Annotated in this window: 12 protein-coding genes; 6 read left to right on the forward strand and 6 right to left on the reverse strand. The window is 54.8% G+C overall.

The window, feature by feature from the left end:
- A complete protein-coding gene (locus SH139x_RS00635) occupies positions 1-1428 on the reverse strand; it encodes a vWA domain-containing protein (protein ID WP_488353361.1) in 1428 nt (475 codons plus the stop codon).
- A 199-nt stretch (positions 1429-1627) separates the two neighbouring features.
- Positions 1628-2044, reverse strand: a complete 417-nt coding sequence (locus SH139x_RS00640) for a hypothetical protein (RefSeq protein ID WP_488353362.1) — start codon at positions 2042-2044, stop codon at positions 1628-1630.
- Between the two features lie 380 nt (positions 2045-2424).
- On the opposite strand from SH139x_RS00640, the gene SH139x_RS00645 reads away from it, so the two are divergent.
- Both SH139x_RS00645 and SH139x_RS00650 read left to right on the forward strand, forming a co-directional pair.
- Complete coding sequence (locus SH139x_RS00645; protein ID WP_488353363.1) at positions 2425-3981, forward strand: sigma-54-dependent transcriptional regulator; 1557 nt, start codon at positions 2425-2427, stop codon at positions 3979-3981.
- Between the two features lie 21 nt (positions 3982-4002).
- On the forward strand, positions 4003-4374 hold the full coding sequence (locus SH139x_RS00650; RefSeq protein WP_488353364.1) for an Hpt domain-containing protein: 372 nt from the start codon (positions 4003-4005) through the stop codon (positions 4372-4374).
- On the opposite strand, the gene SH139x_RS00655 is transcribed toward SH139x_RS00650, so the two are convergent.
- Positions 4352-5260: an aldo/keto reductase gene (locus SH139x_RS00655; protein ID WP_488353365.1), complete on the reverse strand. Its 909-nt coding sequence runs from the start codon at positions 5258-5260 to the stop codon at positions 4352-4354. The genes SH139x_RS00650 and SH139x_RS00655 overlap by 23 nt on opposite strands.
- Before the next feature lie 244 nt (positions 5261-5504).
- Between SH139x_RS00655 and SH139x_RS00660 the strand changes: the two genes are divergently transcribed.
- The 4 genes from SH139x_RS00660 to SH139x_RS00675 all read left to right on the forward strand — a co-directional run bounded on the left by SH139x_RS00660 (position 5505) and on the right by SH139x_RS00675 (position 12497).
- A complete protein-coding gene (locus tag SH139x_RS00660) occupies positions 5505-6080 on the forward strand; it encodes an RNA polymerase sigma factor (RefSeq protein ID WP_488353366.1) in 576 nt (191 codons plus the stop codon).
- Positions 6081-6395: 315 nt separating this feature from the next.
- Positions 6396-9134 (forward strand): PAS domain S-box protein, encoded by a 2739-nt coding sequence (locus tag SH139x_RS00665; RefSeq protein WP_488353367.1) that lies wholly within the window; start codon positions 6396-6398, stop codon positions 9132-9134.
- 92 nt (positions 9135-9226) lie between these two features.
- On the forward strand, positions 9227-10969 hold the full coding sequence (locus SH139x_RS00670; protein WP_488353368.1) for a cyanophycinase: 1743 nt from the start codon (positions 9227-9229) through the stop codon (positions 10967-10969).
- On the forward strand, positions 10956-12497 hold the full coding sequence (locus tag SH139x_RS00675; protein ID WP_488353369.1) for a hypothetical protein: 1542 nt from the start codon (positions 10956-10958) through the stop codon (positions 12495-12497). The genes SH139x_RS00670 and SH139x_RS00675 overlap by 14 nt, the downstream gene beginning before the upstream one ends.
- Before the next feature lie 18 nt (positions 12498-12515).
- Here SH139x_RS00675 and SH139x_RS00680 read toward each other — a convergent pair whose 3' ends face one another.
- The 3 genes from SH139x_RS00680 to SH139x_RS00690 all read right to left on the reverse strand — a co-directional run bounded on the left by SH139x_RS00680 (position 12516) and on the right by SH139x_RS00690 (position 19491).
- Entirely contained in the window at positions 12516-13829 is a 1314-nt protein-coding gene (locus SH139x_RS00680; RefSeq protein WP_488353370.1) for a lactonase family protein, read from the reverse strand.
- A 116-nt stretch (positions 13830-13945) separates the two neighbouring features.
- Positions 13946-14662 (reverse strand): transposase, encoded by a 717-nt coding sequence (locus SH139x_RS00685; protein WP_488353371.1) that lies wholly within the window; start codon positions 14660-14662, stop codon positions 13946-13948.
- 329 nt (positions 14663-14991) lie between these two features.
- Positions 14992-19491 (reverse strand): protein kinase domain-containing protein, encoded by a 4500-nt coding sequence (locus SH139x_RS00690; RefSeq protein ID WP_488353372.1) that lies wholly within the window; start codon positions 19489-19491, stop codon positions 14992-14994.
- Between the last annotated feature and the right edge of the window lie 163 nt (positions 19492-19654).

Genomic DNA, 19654 nt, shown 5'->3' on the forward strand with positions numbered 1-19654 from the left:
TCACTTTTGGCCGGAATCTACCGATTGCTTGGGTTTAACATCGGCGGGGGGAGTTTCAGAAATCTTACCGACTCCCGAGTAAGTTTGCTGCTGCTCGACCGAATTTTGATACTGCCGCATGAGCTTGCGGTTGAAATTCCAGTTTCCCGAATCGCTCACGTTCTGCGCCTGAAAACGGTTGTTCAAAATGCCAAAGTCGAGCGCTTTAACAGCTTCTGGACTCAGCCCGTCGAGACACTGCATTTTACAGTTCAGCAAGATGTTTGAATTTTTCTCCAAAAGTGCCTTAGCTGCCTCAATCTGGCCCTGGTCACGAAGCGCGGTGGCCTCGCGGTTCACCTCCGTGGTCAATTGTAACGTGCAAAAAGCCAACGCTTCGCCATTGACATCTTTAGCGGCAATCTCCTTGTCATCAGTGAAACGCACGGCTACCGTGCTGGCGAGTTGATCGACTGTTTCGGTTTGCAAATTTCGATACTTGACGCTGACGCTCGCCAATGGACGCGAAGAACCAACCTCACCTGGTTGCACCTCAACTTCAATCACAAAATTTCTTAATTGAGTTGCATAGAGTTGCGCAAGCGGCAACGTAATGCGTTGCCCTTCAATGTCAGCTTCACTACCGATCACGCGCACCGGTCGCGCCGCCGGATCAATGTCTACTTGAATTTCAAAGTCCGTCGCCACGACGCTCAACAGATCATCAAACTCATTATTAAAGACAGCGACCAATTCCGTCGCCGATTCAATGAACGCATGGTTTCCGTTGCTGGCCGATGCCAAAGCGGTCATCAGGTCTTCGTTATAACCAAGCCCCAAACCCATCGTGGTGACGCTGATTCCTTCCTTCCGTAATGACTCACCTAAAGCAGCCAACTCGCCGGTCGACGAGGGCCCCACGTTGGCCTGGCCATCGGACAATAAGATCACGCGGTTGACTTGGTCGGCTTGCTTGAATTTGCGAACTTCCGCCGCCCCTTTGCTTACTCCGGCGAAAAGCGCGGTACCGCCGTTGGCACCGATGCGATTAATTGCTTCCACAATCGCTGACCGATCGCTGGCTCGCGTGGCGGGCACCAACACTTCGACTTGGCTGTCGTAGACAACCACCGAGACAATGTCTTGATCTTGCAACCTCTGCACGGCCGCGATGGCAGCTTGCTTGGCTTGTTCGATTTTGCTCCCTTGCATCGAACCGCTCTTGTCCAGCACGATGGTCACGTTAATCGGAGGTCGCTCCACCTCCGCTGCCATCTCAAACCCGGTCAACGCCACGCGCAAGTAATTTGTCTGCTTTTCACCGGCAACCATCGTGGGGTGGGTTGCTGCCAACTCCAGCTGCACTTGAGCGGCACTTGCTGCTGGCGTGAAACATTGCGAGCCGCACGCCAGGCTAACTAAGACTGCTAACATCCATAAATATCGCATAGCACAAAGTCTCCAGGGAGGAAAAGTGAATCGGTCAACCGCCGATATTCACCATCATCGCCTTGTGCACCGCGACGAAGGTCGCTCCTGAGTCAAGCAAATGTAAAAAGAATCTCAGCCCGGCTCGGAACCCGCTAACCAGCAATGAAAATCGCTGAACGCATGCTCGTCGAAGCGTAGATGCGTCAATGCGAAACACCTATGTCGAGGTGCTAAAATAGAGCCAACCCAAAATCAAACCGAATAACGCCAACACAGTGAAATAAGATAACGCCACGAGTGCGAAGGGAGCTTGCGGCTGCTCCTTGCCCATCGGCTCGTCCTCCCCGGTGCTGGACTTTTTCACCAACTCCACCGAATCATCGACCAGCGCTTTAGCGTGCCTGCCCGGCTCTTTCCCGGGCGACTTCGTCGGCTCATCACCAACTCTCGCGGCGGCGCGGGCCGCTGGCTCCAAGGAATCGTCAGGACGTGCTTCGCTGGGCGGATCGGGGGACGTTCGTGTCGACGGCGATCCAACGGCAGGGTGCTTAGCCGCCGACGCTTGCTTGTCGTTTGCCGCTTGTTTGTCGGTCGCAGTTTGTTTGCGAGTTGGCATGGGTTTGCGAGTTGTCATGGCACGTCTCCTTAAGCGGGGAGTAATTGCCGACGGTAATGATGAGAGAATTCATTCCTCGCACCAGCCCGGTCACCGCACCCGGGCAAGCTAAGGCCCAGGGGGATGCAGTTCGACCTGCCCCCAGATTAACCAGGGGGTAGGTAGAAATCATGACCGGCGTCGTTAGTCGTCTGGCATAAGTGTGCAAGCGGCGTGCCAGAAAATATGGCAACCGACTTGCCGAAGACTTTCATCGGTTTCCCGCCAAGCTCCCTGTTCAACCCACGACTCCTCAACGATAATTATGTTTTCGGCCGTAGGTTCACGCCCCGTCCCCCAGCCAATCGGAACGGCGAGTTGAGAATGTGGGGCCGTCTTGCACGACACTCGGGAACTCAATGAATAGCACGAAGATATTCAAGCTACTGGTTATCGACGATGATCGAGCGATCCACAAAATGGTCGAACAAGCCGTTGGCGATGATGCCATCGTGTTCACTGCCACGAACGCACGCGATGGCTTGAAACTAGTCGATGAGGAGCAGCCAGATTGTGTGCTGCTCGATATCCAGCTTCCCGACACCAACGGTCTCGCGTTATTTTGTCAGATCCATGAGTTGGATTCGCGACTGCCAGTGATCTTTATCACCGTCGACGCCGGCAGTGAGACGGCGATCGAGGCGATGCAATTGGGCGCGTACGACTATGTTGCCAAACCATTACATGTCAATCAGTTAGCCGCGCTCGTCGATCGCGCGGTACTCAATCGTCGCATGGTCAGCATTCCCATCGCGATTGCGGCCGATGATGGAAACCCTCACGAGGGGGAATTGTTTGTCGGCAGCAGCCCGCGGATGCTGGAGGTTTTTAAAGCCATCGGACGGGTCGCCAAACAGAACGTGGCGGTGCTGGTGCGCGGAGAAAGTGGCACGGGCAAAGAGCTCGTCGCCCGCGCACTGCTCCAACATGGTGATCGGGCGGCGGGGCCTTTCTTGGCTGTAAATTGTGCGGCCCTGCCGGAGAATCTACTCGAGAGCGAACTTTTTGGACACGAAAAGGGTGCCTTTACCGGGGCCGATAATCGTCGCATCGGTAAATTCGAACAGTGCGATGGGGGCACGCTACTGCTCGACGAGATTGGCGATATGTCGCCCGCCGTGCAAGCCAAAGTGTTGCGAGTTTTGCAGGACCAGCATTTCGAGCGTTTAGGCGGAAAGAAAATGCTGCGGACCGATGTCCGCGTCATTGCCGCTACTAATCGTAACCTAGAACAGATGGTCGAAGAGGGTGACTTTCGCGAAGATTTGCTGTACCGGCTCAATGGCGTCACGATCTCTCTCCCTCCGTTGCGAGAACGTCCCAGTGACATTCCCACACTGTTGCAGTGCTTTCTCAAAAAAGCAAAGTTTGATTTTGATAAATCGGAATTAGAAGGCATCTCAGCGGCCGCCACAGAGTTGTTGTGCAACTTTGGATGGCCCGGAAATGTGCGACAACTGCAAGCGGTTGTGCGACGCGCGGTGCTCAATACGACTGGCCCGGTCATCCTGCCAGAGGCTTTACCGGAAGAAATCCGCCAGCAACAAACCGCCACAGATCAGGAAGACGCTGCGAACCATCAGGCGATTGAACACCCCTCGGCAACGAATGTAGGCGGCGGCGAAAAATTGGCTGACAGCCACGAACAGCAGGCCGCAATGCAACCGGTCGCAAAACAACACATCACTGGTGGGCTCGTGGAATTTGTTGAGCAGCGGCTGAGCGCCGAATCGACTAACCTCTACGCGGAAGCGGTCGAATTTATGGAACGGCATTTGCTGGAACGGGTGTTGATAGAAACTGAAGGCAATCAATCCCAAGCAGCTGAGATTCTGGGAATCACTCGCGGCAAAATCCGCGATCGCATCGCGACTTACGATATCCCCGTCGATCGTAAAGTTCCTGTTAGCACATAACTTCTGACCGCAGGTTGGCTAATGAGTTCCGCTATCCCATCACACCAATCCGACATGCCCGCTCGCTTCGACGCGGCCTTGGAACGGCTGGGCGGTGACGTGGGGCTCTTCCGCGATATGGCTGAGATCTTCACAGAAGACTTGCCGTTGCTAATCGCGGACATGGCCCCCCTGTGGGACCAACCCGAGCAATGGCATGAACTAAGCCGAGCAGCTCACCGCCTCAAAGGCATGGTGGTCACCTTCGACGATAGCTTGGCGGGGCCGCTGCAACAGCTGATCACTGCTACCCATGATCGCGACCAGCAAACGGTGAGAGTACTGCGCCACGAACTGCAAGAGGACATTGATCAACTCTACCGGCAACTTATCAGGCTGGTGGCGAAAGCTTAAGCACCTCATCGACGCGTCGATTGATTTCTCCCACTAACTCCCCGGGCAGCGGACCTTTCTCCGCTGCCCTGATATTTTCGGCCAGATGGTCTGGGTTAGCCGTTCCCACGATGGTGGTGTGACAAGCGGGATGAGAGAGCGTAAATCTCAGAATCAGCTCCGCGGCCGACATGTCAGGCTCGCGCAGTTCGTCCAAACGGGCAAGCTGCCAAACTTGATTGATCGTTTTGCGTTGGATTTCCGCTTCTGGTCCTCCCTTGCCGATTCCTCCGCGAATGATCACCGCGGCACCCTGCTGAGCGACGCGACGCAGCAAAGCGTCATGCTGTGGCTCGAGGCAAGAGTAGGGTATCTGATAACTTTCGAAAACACCCAAAGCGACCATCCCTTCCAACTGCGGCAATGAGCTCGACACACCGAGGTGTCGAATTCGTCCCTGTTGACGAAACTCTTCCAACAGCTCGATCAGTCCGTCGCGAACCAAATCATCCGCGGCCCCCCCGTGAAACTGTAACACGTCGACGTAATCAGTTTGCAGGCGTCGCAGGCTAGTTTCCAAGTTGCGGCGTACCACTTCGGGGGTAAAGTGATGCCGGATTTCAATATGATCGGCATGTTGCACATAATCACAGCCACACTTGGTGGCCAAATAGAACTCATCCCGCCGCGCGCTGAGAAACCGACCGATCCGCTCCTCGGCTGCACCATAATCGGGGGCGGTGTCGATAAAATTAATACCCGCGTCAAGCACGGCGTGCAGCATTCGCTCCGCATCACGATCGCAAACCATCCGCACGCCCCAAGTGTTGGGGCCCCGCAACCCCATGCTCCCGTAACCAAGTTGGGTCACTTGCATTCCAGTCTTTCCATATGCACTTTTTTGCATGCCATTTTCAATCAAAAGGATAAGAAACGGATCGTGTTGTAGCGTCGCTTTTCGCTCTGCGAAAGTTTAAGCGGACCACCTTATCAAAAGCTAGTTTGCGAATCACAATCCAGAAATTACATGATTTCCTCAACCGAGCATGTGATTTAGCCGCTACATTTAAGCGCCGGATCGTGCGTTTTGACTTCAGAACAATTCAAACACTGCAGCGCAAGTGCCCGAGTCATTCCCCCCCGCGAACTCGATGCTAGAGCTAGCAAAGCGAAACGACTCGCCAGCTTGGGATCGGATCATTGAAATCTTTGGTCCCAGCGTTTACCAGTGGTGCCGAAGAAGCGGACTCGGAGCAACCGACGCTGCCACGCTCACCCAGGCGGTCTTTCGCTCCGCTTACGCCGGGCTTGCTGATTTTGAGAGTGACGGCCGGGGGGCGGGCTTTCGGCATTGGTTGTTGGACATCACCATTTCAATGCTGGTCGAATTCATCGGCTCGAAGAACTCTGCGAGTAAGAAGCCGTCAAAGCAAATGGCTCGAGACGGCTGCAATGAGCTGGCTGATCAACTTGGGCTAAGAATCTATCAACAGCGACATCGCGAAAACGTGCTGCGGGTGCGACGGGCAATCCATTGTTTCCGGGAAGAATTCCCGTCACACACCTGGCAAGCGTTCTGGAGAGCCAGTGCGGGGAACGAGCAGATTTCAAAAATCTCCGCCAGTCTCGACATGTCAAACGCCGCGGTCTGCGCCAGTCGTTCGCGGGTCATGCGAGTTCTCCGCGAGACCCTCGCCGGGCTCGTCGAATTGCCTGAAGAGTTCTAATCGGGCGGGCAAACTGCCACTGATGAGTACCGGGGTCCGCACAATCGGACCAATCCGGACCTTCACCTCCAGAGACTTGTGCAGTTGGAAAACTGTCGGGCGCGGGAAAACCCTGACGGGTTTAGCGTCCTATCGTTGAACAAGTGATACGCTCGCATCTGCGGCTGACACTCAATCCAGTCACGATTGGCGCGCATTGCAGTTCGACATCTCCATGCGGACTCGGTGCCGCACCGCCAAGTCATTTAGTATTGGTCTAGATCGCCACGGTCTCTACCATAACAAGAGTCGCAAGCATGTGCGGTAATTAGCATTATGGATTTCATTAGCCGTTTTGGCATCGACAATGGCAGCTATTTTGGGCTGGCCATCTGCGGCCAATTAACTGCGATCGGCATCCCTGAACGCCTTGGTTGGCTGGGGCTGGTAGCCGCTTTACTGGGCATCATGTTCTCGGTCTGCCGAGGTATGCGCTCGCTGGCGAGGCGTCGTGAGCAAGAGTTGCTGGTGGCGACTGAGGAAGCCCGATCGGCGGCGGCGCGAGCCAACGAACAGTTGCAAGTGACCAACCAAAGACTGGCGGAATCTAATGTCTTTCTCACATCGGTGATTAACGCCAAAGCTGCTCACGTGGTCATTCTTGATCACGAAGGTAATGTGTTGCAAAGTAATCAAGCGTGGAAACGATTTTGGTTTGACAACGGTGGCACCGGTGAGCGTTCGCGTGACAAGAATTACTTGGAGGTTTGTGATCAAGCGAGCGGCGATTGTCGTGCGGATGCCAACAAAATGGGAACGGCAATTCGCAACGTGTTGCGCGGTCGTTCAACCCACGAAACCCTGACTTACGCTTGCCACAGCCCGACCGAACAACGCTGGTTCTCCGCCACCATTTCGCCCCTGGAGTCTCGCAGCGGCGGTGTTGTGATCGTCCACTACAACGTGACCGAACAAGTCTCGGCCATGGAGCGTCTCACGGAGGCGAACGCAGAGAACTCGCGGTTGGCATTGGTGACCCAACGGACCACCAACGCTGTCATTATCACCGACGCCAACCGGCGAATTACTTGGGTAAACGCCGCCTTCGAGCGGATCACGGGCTATCGGCTCGAAGAAGTTATGGGCAAAAGCCCGGGAGCACTCTTACAATTCGATGGAACTTGCCAGCAAACTCGAGCGGCGATGCGGGATGCACTTTTGACAGGACAATCCTTTAAAGGTGAAATCCTCAATCGTTCTAAACAGGGGCGAGAGTATTGGTTAGATTTAGATATCCAGCCCATTCACAACGAAGCTGGCGAGCTGCAAGGCTTTATGGCAATCGAAAGTGAAATTACCGAGTTGATCGAAGCCACGCAGCGAGCGGAAAAATCGCTTCGCGAGATTAACGCCTTGCGAGCCGCCCTAGAAGAGCACTGTCTGTTGTCCGTTGCTGATCGTGCTGGCAACATAATCGATGTGAATACAGCTTTCTGTGAGGTCAGCGGTTATACCCGCGAGGAACTGCTAGGACAAAATCACAAGATTCTCAACTCCGGGTATCACCCAACTTCTTTCTGGGGCAAAGTCTGGCAGCGAATTTCCAGCGGCAAGCCTTGGCGCGGTGAAATCTGCAACAAGCGGAAAAATGGTGACACGTTCTGGGTCGACACCACGATCGTTCCCTGGTTTAACGAATTGGGAGAAATCGAAAAGTACGTCGCAATTCGTCTTGACGTAACCAGTGCCAAACAAGCTGCCATGAAAGTCCTGGAGCTGAATCACCAACTCAAGGACAGCGTGAAAAACGCGCGCGCACTGGCCAGATCGGCCGAATCGGCTAACCGTGCGAAAAGTGAGTTCTTGGCAAACATGAGCCATGAAATCCGCACACCCATGACGGCGATCCTTGGATTCAATGAACAGATTGCTACCACTTTGCGGTCGTCCGAAGTTGCCGCGGCCACCTCTACCATTCAGCGCAATGGCGAACATCTACTCAAGCTGCTAAATGATATCCTCGACCTCTCGCGGATCGAATCTGGCAAACTGGAGTTGGAACAACTACCCATTTCACTCCCTGAATTTTTGCAAGACATCGAGCAAACAATGCGCGTCCGCGCGGAGGAAAGGAACCTCGATTGGCGAGTCAGCTGGCACCCCTTGATGCCACTGGTCGTGAATTCTGACACCACACGAATCCGTCAGATTCTTATCAACCTTGTCGGCAACGCGATCAAGTTCACCGAATCAGGATCTGTCAGTCTAAATGTCATAGCCGAGACAACCGCGGCAGATAGTTGCGAACTTCGCTTTCAAGTTGTCGACACGGGCATCGGTATCTGCGAGACACAGCTCTCCAATCTGTTCAAACCATTTGAACAAGCCGATAGTTCGATGTCACGGCGATTCGGTGGCAGCGGATTGGGCTTGGCGATTAGCCATCGATTGTGCGATTTGTTGGGCGGCAGTTTGACTTGTACCAGTCAACTGGGCGTTGGTTCCACGTTTGAACTTAGGTTGCGCGTCGCCACCGTTGACGTTCCCGGTTCTCCGCCGAGAACTCAACCCGGGCCAGCCGGTGGGTTACTTACCGCATCAAACATCCCAGCCATCCCAACGGCGGTCATGAAAGAACCTCCACCAGCCGATGCGCTGGCTGGCCAGCGGATTTTGCTAGTCGAGGATGGCCCCGATAATCGCCGCTTGGTCAGCTTTATTCTCAAGAAATCAGGAGCCCGCGTGGCGACCGCTGAGAACGGCAAGGAGGGCTTGGAAATGGCGCTGGCGGCAAAACTCACTGGGCAACCCTTTGATGTGATTTTAATGGACATGCAAATGCCCATCATGGATGGCTACACGGCGACTTCGAGCCTTCGTGAACAAGAATATCACCACCCCGTGATCGCTTTAACGGCACACGCAATGGCCGACGACCGTGCAAAGTGCCTTGCTGCGGGATGTGACGACTACCTCACCAAACCGATCGACCGTGGCCAGCTGATTACGCTCGTCCACAGATACGCCACCAGCCAAGCAGGCTCGACGAATGCGTTAAATTCGATCGGGAAATAGCGACAGCCCGCAGTCCACCGCACTCTCGGCAGGTACAATGTTCGCTTTAGGAACACTCAGGTACCACATTCGCACGCAGAGTGACTCGTATCATGTTGATTGGGCGAACCAGCCAGCTTTGGCGACCAGCCGCCATTGTTTTTTTCGCACTAGCCATCGTCAGTGGCCGCGGTGCCCAACGATCCGCCGCGGAAGAAGCCGCTTGGATTGATCCGCAGGGGATTGGCGGTACGCTGATCATTGTCGGGGGTGGCAAAATCCCGCCAGCTGCCGAGCAAGCATTCGTTAACAGCGTGGGCCCGGAGGGCGCCGTCGTTGTCATTGGGACAGCCGCTGCCGATCCGAAGCAAGCGGCCAATTCTGCGCGAGACTGGCTCTCCAGCGCGGGGCTGGAAAATATCAAACTCGCCCCCGGAGACCAAATTGCCGCAGACCAAACTGCCGGGGAGACGACTGCCGCGGAGGCAACCGGCTCCTTGGCCACCATGCTTCGCGATGCCAATGGCGTCTGGATCAGTGGCGGCCAACAACAGCGTCTGGCCGATGCCTTTCTCGGCACGGCGGTTGAAGAGGAACTTCAGGCACTCTTGCAGCGCGGCGGCGTCATCGGCGGCACATCGGCGGGGGCCGCCATCATGTCCCGAGTGATGATTGCTTCAGGTCGCCAAGCACCTGAACTCGCCAGCGGGCTGGATCTGCTGCCGGGGGCAATTATCGATCAACATTTCAGCCAACGCGATCGACTCGCTCGCAGCATCGCAGCGGTGTCAAAACACCCCCATCGCTTCGGTCTGGGCATTGATGAAGCGACCGCGGTCATTGTTCGTGGCCGTCGTTTGCGAGTCGTTGGCGAGGGGACCGCCACTTGCTTACTTGCCGCCTGCAGCTTTCGTCCCGCCAGCCAGCTACGATTGGCATCTGGTCAAATCGCCGACCTCACACAATGGCGTCGAGCGGCACTAGCTCGGGCTGCTAATAGCGACCCCGGCCTGCCGCAAACAACTTCCGTTGGCGTCAATAACGGTTCCCTGGTCATTGTCGGTGGCGGTGGCCTCCCACAACCTATCATTGACCGTTTCATCGCCCTGGCTGGTGGCCCTCAGGCACATCTCGTTTTCTTGCCAACCGCCGTACCGCCAGCGGTCGCTCGCCAGCAAAGAATCCCCGGTTTCTTGCGCAGCGCTGATGTTGCCAGCGTTACCATCTTGCCGCAAATGCTGCCCGACGAAGTTGCGTCAGAGGAATTTCAACAAGCACTCCGACGGGCAACCGGCGTTTGGTTTGGTGGTGGACGCCAATGGAATTTCGTCGACGCTTATGACAACACTAACGCGGTGGAATTGTTTCATGATGTATTAGCTCGCGGGGGCGTGATCGGTGGTAGTTCAGCCGGCGCGACCATTCAAGGTGAGTTCCTTGTGCGAGGCCATCCGCTGGGTAACACCGTCATGATGGCGGAAGGCTATGAGCGCGGCTTTGCTTTCTTGCCTGGCGTCGCAATCGATCAACACTTCACCCAACGCGGACGACTTCCCGATCTCATTCCCGTTATCAAGCGACATCCCAAATTGTTGGGGATCGGTATCGATGAGGCCACCGCCTTAGTCGTGCAAGGCTCGCAAGCTGAAGTCGTGGGCAAACACTCAGTCCACTTTCTTAACGCCCAGCTTCTTAATGCTCAGCAACTGGCGGAACAAGACATTGAGACGCCAACGAACGGTGACCAACCAGCAGGTGACCAACCAGCGGATTACAGCGCGTACTATCGTTCATTTTCCAATGGCCAAACCCTTGATCTCCAGGAGCTGAGCACCACCGCCAATGTTCCAGAATAAAATTGGCCGCGAACCGGCCCCCGCTGCGCCGCTCTTCACATTGTTCGAGCGTCGCCGGTTGCGATTGCTCAGCCTGCTCGGGGCTGGCTTGCTGCTATGCGTTTACGCAACTCACCCGGCAGCCGCTCAATCCGATCGCTACGAATTGGGGAAACGCCTGCAACGCTTTGAAACTGTTTGGCAAACGGCTGATGAAGCTGCCAGAAAACGGTGCTTAAACCCAATGCAATCGGCCGTCACGAATTTCTTCAGCCTTAAACTACGCGGAGCTGCCGCTCAACTCGACGAAGCGACTTTCGCAACCGTATCCGCCACGCCAGCCACGCCCACGCAGCGCTATGCATACTCCTTGCAGCTGCTGGTAAGTAATCAGGTTGCCTCAGCTGATGAAACGGAACTGCGGCTTCGAGTCGCACCGTTTTACGAAACGCCCGAGATGGCAACCGCTGACTTTCAATTGTTGCTGCGGCTGGAGAGCGTTGGAGATTCCCAACAGCTGCGACATCAGGTTGAGTGGAAATCCGCTACGGTCGGCTGCTCCCTGCCTTTTGGTTCTTTACCGGCAGGCGACTACAACCTCACGGCGTCATTGATCCATGGTGAGCAAGTAATTCCCTTTGCGCAGCAAATGGTTGCTCGCGTCGACGATTGGGACGCGCGTCTGGAACGGCTGCGACAAGCAAGCCGCAGCCAAACCGGCGGAGGTAATGAAGCTGAAACTAATCCAGCAGTGGCTCAGTTTGCCGGTACGGCGCGGGCGACATTCACCGATCTACTCAGCAAGCTGACCGCGCAAAACGACCAGCAGACCTTCGAAGTTGACTATCCGACAAACCGCCTGCTGGAACTCTGCGAAGCACTGGTGGCTGCCCCGGCAACTGCCAACGCGACGCTCCGAGAGCATTCCATCGAGCATGATACATGGTTGACTTTGGCGGACGGTTACCAACGCGTTAACATCCGCTGCCGAGCGCCGCAAACGGCCAATGACAACACGCCCATTCCGCTGCTGATCGCTTTCCATGGTGCGGGTGGCAGCGAAAACATGTTCTTTGAAACGTATGGTGCCGGGCGACTCCCGCAACTGGCCGTCGAACGCGGCTGGCTGGTTGCATCACCGCGACAATCGCTATTTGGCCTGGGCATGGATAGCCAGCAGATCGTCACTGCGTTGGCGGAGATTTATCCAGTAGATCGGCAAAGGATATTCTTTGTCGGTCACTCGATGGGCGCGGGCCAGGTGGTCCAACAAGTCAACCGACATCCGCAGCTACCAACGGCCGCGGTCGCACTTGGTGGCGGTGGGCGTCCTGGGCGGCGAGCCGGCGAGTCAAAAATCCCCTGGTTCATTGCCGCTGGGGAATTTGACTTTGGACGGTCAGGAGCAAAATCGCTCTCCAACCAACTGCGCAAGACCGCAGCCAAAGTCACCTATCGCGAATATCCCCAGGTTGAACATATGGTGATCGTGCAAGCCGCACTTGACGATGTTTTCCAATTTCTCGACCAGCAAGCAGAGGGACGGTAAATTACCGTTGCGGAAGACTCACCCTAACTTCGCTAAATCCAGAAACACGATTGCCGACGGGTTGCCCACCGCTTCGTAGTGTCCGGTAAACTGCAGGCCGCCCGTTTCGCGGTTGACTCGAAAAACGGCAACATGGTCGGCGCGTTGATTGCAGGCGTACAGAAAGTTGCCGGTGGGATCGAAATTAAAACTCCGGGGGTAATCACCTCGAGTCCACTCTTCGCCGAGATAGCTTAACTCGCCCGTCGAGTTAATGGCAAAGATACCGATGCTGTCGTGCAGGCGATTACCCACGTATAAGAACTTACCATCTGCGGACACTAAGATTTCTGAGCAAAAGTTGCTTCCTTCATACCCGGGGGGCAAAGTCGAAAGGGTCTGGCGTTCCGTCAGTCGCCCCGTTTGTGCATCATAAGCAAAAAACACAACGGTCGAACCTTCCTCCTGCACGGAATAAAACCATTTGCCGTTGGGGTGAAAATAAAAGTGGCGGGGGCCATCACCGGGTGGCAGCGAGATGGCGGGGATCTCAGCGGGAATCAGACGTCCCGCTTGCTGATCAAACTTCCAAATGAAAATTTGATCCAATCCAAGATCGACGTGCAGTACAAAGCGCCCGTCGGGAGCCGCTTCGATCATGTGTGCGTGGGTGCGATCATGTCCGCTGATGGCAAAGCTCCCCGGAGGCGCATTGGTTGCCCGGGTCGGGCCGATCTCTCCAGAGTCTACTTTGACATCCGTTGGCTGGCCCAAACGCCCATCAGGCAAGATGGGCAGAACAGCCACCGTGCCGCCAAAGTAGTTTGCCACAAAGAGAAATTTTCCCGAGGGATGAAGACTCACGTATGTCGGTCCGGCGCCGCCCGAGGGCACTGAATTCAACAGCGTCAGTTGGCCAGCCTGACGATCAATTGAATGGGCGCTGACGGTGCCGATGTTGCCCGTCCCCACGCGAGCGGTTTCATCGGCAGAATACATATGCGTGCCGGCGTTGTTAATCACCAACGAGCTGGGACTAGTGCCCGACTCGAGTAGACCGGCCGGAGTCAAATCGCCAGTTTCGCGATTGACTGAAAAGATATGAATGCCCCGCCCGTTGCCCGGCGGTAGATCGACTTGAGTCGGCAGGACGTCGCGAAGCGGAGCGCTGAACGTGCCCACGTAAGCCAACAACGGCCCGCTGGAGTTGGCGGGATCGTCCGCTGCCCCTTTTCGCTCAGGGGAAGGATTCAGGGGTGAAGGACCCTGGGGTGAGGCGGCCAGTGGTGAAGCGGCAGCCAGGGCCGCGGTGGAAGCCAGAAAAGCACGGCGGCTGGAGGTGAACGGGGGCATGCGAAACCTCGACGGAGGAAATGGTGGGCAAGTTGTAAGTCGGCGGGCAAGTTGCTGATTGTAACTCGCAACCAGCCGGTCGGTACTATCCGAATCGCCTAATGAGATCGTCCAGCTTACGTCTTTGCTTTTTCACCGCGTTTTTCACGGTTGTGTAGCGTCAGTGTGCTCTGTGCGATCGCCAGCAGGACCACCTCGGCTCGTACCCGAGACAATCCGCGACCGTGTCGATTAGCCTGATTGCGGTGAAGCTTGCCATCCCCAAAGCTCCTTTCCACCGATGAACCACGCTTACTTCGACTCCGGCGGCCCGATTCACTTGACATCTTCTCCTTCTGAGTATCAAGCAGATGTTGATCTTTCTGGCGGCTGACTGTGCGACGTTTGGAGCGGTCACCCAGGCACTGCGCCGCCAAAGGACAGACCGCGCAATGTTCCTCCGACTGCTCAAAACGCAGTTCCGGTACGGTGCGTCCACAGGCGCGGGGAAGTTCCACGGTACGCACCAGTTTCATCGCATGGCCACCCAGGCAACCTAGCTCTCCTGTGGATGAATCAAAGTCAAACTTGCCCGAAGGAATTTGGAGGTGACCGTTGGCCAGCTTGCGTTGTTGCATAATGTTGTCCTGAACCGGCGCCCACAAATCAATTCCCAAACGCTCGCAATCCTTCAAATCAAGAATCGAGCAGTAGCTGGCGTCGGCATGAATCGTTTGCAAGCGACCTTTGATGATACGTTGGCACTGCTCGATCATCGGCCCCAGAGTGGTATTATCACTATTTTGGCGAAATACTTCAAAACTCAGAATCACACCGCTCTGGCAGTCGGTCAAATACTGGACGTTATCAAGTGGTCAGCCCACGTCATGCTTGTCTCGGCCAATCACGGCTTCGGGATCAGCCGGACTAACAACCAGCTTGCATTGATCTCTCGAGGTCGCATCGCGAAACCATTCCGCCGGGCTGGTCAGTCCAGCAAGGATCTGAACCAGCACCACGGCGAGCCCCCACTCCCGAGATTTTTAAATGCATGTCGATGGGCGTTTGACGAGACATTCTGTAATCTTAGAACGCTCGGTGAAGTGGAAATAGGCTATAGTGAGAAATAAGTTGTCGAGGAAAAGCCGAGTCGACGGCCCGTTTGACGTCTCCGCGACTTGGTTTATTCTGCAGCGCGAAAGCGCCGAATGGTGCCATCGTCTCCAGCAGATGCGAGTTCGTCACCTTGGGGTGAAAAGGCTAGCCCATGAACCGGCCCCCGATGGTCGCTAAAGCTTGTTTTGGGTGCTCCAGTCACAACGTCGGATAAGACAATCTCACCATCCTCACTGGAGGAGACGAGCGTTTGACCCCAACGGGAAAAACAAAGGTCCGTGATTGGTTTTGTGTGTGACACAAACACAGCCCGGAGCCCCCAGTTATTTGTTTGCCAAATTTTGACTTGGCCCGCCTGGTCACCGGTTGCCAGCATCGAACCATCATCACTGAATGCTAGAATTCGGATGTTGGATGTCATTTCTCTGAGAACGTGCAAGCTTTCCAAGCTCTCGCCGTCATAGATATGAACGCTGTCGGCCAACGCCAAAGCGACTCGGCTTCCGTCTCGACTGGCTGCCACTGCTTGTGGAGTCATGCTGCCCGGGAGAGATTTTTGTGAGCGAATAAACTTTTCGGGATGAGCCAATTCGAAACGAAATAGCGTTCGATCGGGTGCCAGGAAAAAACATGTGTTTGCCGCTTGCCCCAAGGCCTCTGGCAGAGAGTCATACTGTTCCGTGAGCTGGTGAGTTGCTCTCTGCGCTGGCTGTAATTCGCAATGCCGCCAAGCGAGACCCCGATAGTTCAGACGTCCATCAGGAAGGTATCCAATTGGTGTTGTCGTGCTGTTCCTAATATTTGCTGGCGCTAAGGATGTGTCTTGTAACGTGGGGTTGCTGAGGGAAATGACACTATGACCGGATGAATGACGATTGGTGAACGTCGCAGCGATATTGGTTGCGTCTGGAGAATAGGAGACGCTGGTGACTCGTCCGGCCGAGTTGACAAGCTGGCGAGAAAGCTGCCCTGATTCTGCGTCCACTAAATCGAGCTTGCCTTGTTCACCGGCGATAATAAGTTGGTGACTATCGGTGGTGAAAGCGATATGAGTTGTATTTCCCGAGAATCGGGCGATCTCTGAGCCATCGGATACGAGCCGTAGGCTAACAAGTGGTTCGCTATTGGACATCGCACCCTCCTGTTTAAGAGCGATTGCCAGTTTGGTCCCGTCGGGAGAAATGGCAAGCTGCTGGATGCCGACCATCGAATATTGTCCAAGCGGTATGCCTTGAACCTGATCCCAAATCACGAGCGTTTCAGTCTGTCCCGTGGTTTTGGCATGCGTGCCGGCGCGGGCGACATATGCCACGCGGCCATTTCCTGAAATTACCCCGTGAAGATTGTGTCCGCCCGCTATATCAGCGATCAACTTGCCCGAACGGGCGTCCCATAGTTGCAGGGTGCTGGTGTCTCTACCGGCCTGATTAGCCGCCGCAAGTAGATTTGTCAAAACGTGTTTGCCGTCCGGTGAGAACTTCACTGCTAACGGCTGGCTAGCCTGAAGATCTAACAAAAGTGATGGTATGTTGTCGTCCATCGTCGAATCGATTCTCACACGGCCATCTTTGTGTTGAGCCGCGATCCATAGACCATCTTCGGAAATGTCCGCATGTGGCATTTGATCAATGAGTTGAACAGGAAATTTTCGTCGCAGCTCTCGCTGACCCGTGGTTAGGTCCCAGTGCAGAAGAGCACCGTCCCATCGCAGCCCCAAGAGATTTTTTTTACTGACGCGAGTGTGGTATGTCGGATATCCATATCCATTGGATGGATCCATGAAAAAACTTGGTTTTCCGGAAATCGTGTCCCATAGCGTGATTCCTTTCTGCAAACCGCTAGCAGCAACTAGGCTCCTATCAGCGGAGAGATGAGCGTCATAAAATGGTGTTGGATCCGCAATCACGATTGGCGACGACTCGTCTGCAATGCTCCACTTGCAAACGGAGCCGTCATGGCTGACCGACCACACTGATCGATTGGCTGGGGATATGCGTACGCGCGACAGAGAATCCTCGTGGCCACGCAGCGTGTTGTGCGGTCGTGTATCAGGCAGTCGCCAGATCTGAATCAGACGATCTGCACCGCCGGATGCGAGCTGTCTATCTGTGCTAAAACAAATGCTTTTCACCCCGCCGTTGTGCCCGGCCAGATTGGCTTCCAATGCTCCGCTGGACAGGTCCCAGATTTTCACGCTCCCGTCTGCTCCTGCGCTGGCCAGTTGTTGGTCATCGGGTGAAAAGTCTAGGTCCCAAATGATTCCTTGATGGGATTCGATGTCGAGTAATACGTGCCCGCTGGAGAGGTCCCAGATTTTGAGATGTCCCTCCCTCGTGCCGGCGGCGAGTAGATCCTCCGACGCGGAGAAGCTAAGAGCCATCACGGGCCCACCTTCTTGATTGCTATCAGGTGCAAAGCGATTCCCCGCTTCCCAATGCTGGGCTACGCCATTCAGTGGATCTGACTGGAGCACCGAAGCACCCATGTGTGTTTGCACTGCTCCAGCAACTTGTGTCATGAAATGCTGGTAGTGACCATCCTTATCTTTATAGACAACACCCTGATTGCGGATTTGCGAGATGTCGGCGTTTTCGGGTAATCGTACTTTTATAGCTTGACCCGTGATGGTGCTGTAACACCGCACATTCCCCAGGAAAGCATGAGCAACAAGTTTGCCCGATTCGGAAAACACAAAACGTGACGCTGGCATCTGTGCGAGTTTTGGGAAGGAAAGCACTTTGGTGATGATTTTACCTGCTGGCCAGTCGATGGTATGAATTGTTTGGTATTCTCCAAGTGCAGCCACGACTAGTTCGTGATCACAACGAAACTGAAAATTGGTAACCTGCAAGCCAGGCAATGTGAACGTACGTTTTAACTTTCCAGTGTTGGCATTCCTGATCTGAATCCTGGTGTTCTTACCCTCTATCCAGTAGCTTGCTATCCATTGACCATTTTTCGAAAGCTCAAGTTTTTCCACAGTCGTATCTTGCTGCCATGGTATGGCACCGCCATTTTGCTTTCCTCGCCAATAGTACCACTCAAAGTCGCGGAAGTCTGGCTCGCCAGGTGCGGGCACGTGCCGTTCAAGCGCGTTTCGCATGGCCCGAATGTTGGCGTCTTCGTAGAGACCCGCCATCCTCTGCATGTCGGCGATGTAAAGTAATCTGCGATTGCTAAGTGCTTGAGCACGGGCTGCGGCGGAAGATGCAGTCGCTTGTTTTTCAGCTGTGATCGCAAGCTGAAGGGATTTTTGTTTGGAGCTTAAGAGGTCAGTGATCTCGTCATTCTGCTGTTCGATTCTTGTGGAATTGACTGAAAGCAGACGAGATTGCCGCACTTGTTGGATTGTGATTAAGGGAGATATGAAAGCAATGAGAACAACCAGCGAAAGAGCCAATGCTGGCCACGGGTTTCGCTTTGCCGCTCTCCACGTTTTCACAAGCACATTGACCGGTCTGGCCACGACTGGGCGGCCTTCAAGATAGCGTCGTAGGTCCGCAGCCAAGGCATCAGCCGTGTGATAACGATGATGTGGTTCTTTACTCAAGCATTTCAAGCAGATTGTCTCTAAATCCTTCGGAACACGCGGATTCAAGATTCGGGCTGGCAGCGGCTCTTCATGGATTACTTGCCGTAATGTTTCCAGCGTCGATTCGGCGACAAACGGCGCGCGACCACTTAGGCATGCGTAAAGAATCGCCCCCAGTGAATAAACGTCGCTGGCCACGCTGACAAGTTGATGTTTCGCAGCCGCTTGCTCTGGCGCCATGTAGCTTGGGGTGCCAATGATCTGGCCGGTCAGCGTGATCTCAGTCTGCGACACGGCGTCTGTGGTAACTATCGGTTTTGCGAGACCAAAATCTGTGACGTGTGGCTGACCCAAATTGTCGATCAATACGTTGGCCGGCTTGAGGTCGCGATGGAGTATGCCCTGTTTGTGGGCGTAATGGGTGGCTTGGGCGATCGTCTCTAATAATTTAGCGGCATCGATGGGAGGCAATGAACCCTCGCGCAACCGGTCAGCAAGGCTAACGCTTTCGATGTAGTCCATCGTGAAGTAGTGGCTGCCTTGGTGGTCACCAATCTCGTATACTGTCACGAGGTTTGGGTGCCGCAAGGTCGCCGCAGATTTTGCTTCGCGACGAAATCGATCTATTTCGGATTGGCTGGCAAGCCGTCCCGTCAAGATCATCTTGAGCGCTACGTCTCGACCAAGTTGCTCATGCCGTGCCAAATAGACAACGCCCATCCCGCCACGGGCGATTTCTTCTAGAATTCGATATTCGCCGATGTAAGTAAGCGAATCACCTGGCTTAGCCAAATGCAGGATGGGATGGAGTGAGCTTGGCCCGTTCGGGCCGGTCGTTTGGGATGGTGTGCCGATATCGGGAGCATCGTCGATGATTTGCAGATCCGTGAAAAAAGATTTGAGCTCGTCTGCAAAATGAGGATGTCGCGCGATGAAGCTTTCGGGTTCTACTAATTCTCCACGATCGATTGCTTGGTAATACTGGTGAATAACTCGATCAAAAGCTGCTTCCCGCTGTCGGTTTGAATTAGTCACAAACGTTCACCTTGAGTGTCGTCATTTTTCTTAAAGAACTCCGCCAGCTTTTTAGACCACCACTCGATTGCTATCGACCGCACAAAGTCGATAACTTTTTTCCGACCTTCGCGCTCGACCAAGCCACGAATGCTTTCTAGTCTATTGCCGGAGGGGCCTCGCT

Origin of the sequence: Kothea flammea (genome assembly GCF_052161645.1) — a bacterium.
Classification (GTDB): domain Bacteria; phylum Planctomycetota; class Planctomycetia; order Pirellulales; family Pirellulaceae; genus Laterigemmans.

Coding starts and splice junctions, on each gene's coding strand:
- SH139x_RS00635 (WP_488353361.1), bottom strand. CDS start 1,428: ATGCGATATTTATGGATGTTAGCAGTCTTAGTTAGCCTGGCGTGCGGC.
- SH139x_RS00640 (WP_488353362.1), bottom strand. CDS start 2,044: ATGACAACTCGCAAACCCATGCCAACTCGCAAACAAACTGCGACCGAC.
- SH139x_RS00645 (WP_488353363.1), top strand. CDS start 2,425: ATGAATAGCACGAAGATATTCAAGCTACTGGTTATCGACGATGATCGA.
- SH139x_RS00650 (WP_488353364.1), top strand. CDS start 4,003: ATGAGTTCCGCTATCCCATCACACCAATCCGACATGCCCGCTCGCTTC.
- SH139x_RS00655 (WP_488353365.1), bottom strand. CDS start 5,260: ATGCAAAAAAGTGCATATGGAAAGACTGGAATGCAAGTGACCCAACTT.
- SH139x_RS00660 (WP_488353366.1), top strand. CDS start 5,505: ATGCTAGAGCTAGCAAAGCGAAACGACTCGCCAGCTTGGGATCGGATC.
- SH139x_RS00665 (WP_488353367.1), top strand. CDS start 6,396: ATGGATTTCATTAGCCGTTTTGGCATCGACAATGGCAGCTATTTTGGG.
- SH139x_RS00670 (WP_488353368.1), top strand. CDS start 9,227: ATGTTGATTGGGCGAACCAGCCAGCTTTGGCGACCAGCCGCCATTGTT.
- SH139x_RS00675 (WP_488353369.1), top strand. CDS start 10,956: ATGTTCCAGAATAAAATTGGCCGCGAACCGGCCCCCGCTGCGCCGCTC.
- SH139x_RS00680 (WP_488353370.1), bottom strand. CDS start 13,829: ATGCCCCCGTTCACCTCCAGCCGCCGTGCTTTTCTGGCTTCCACCGCG.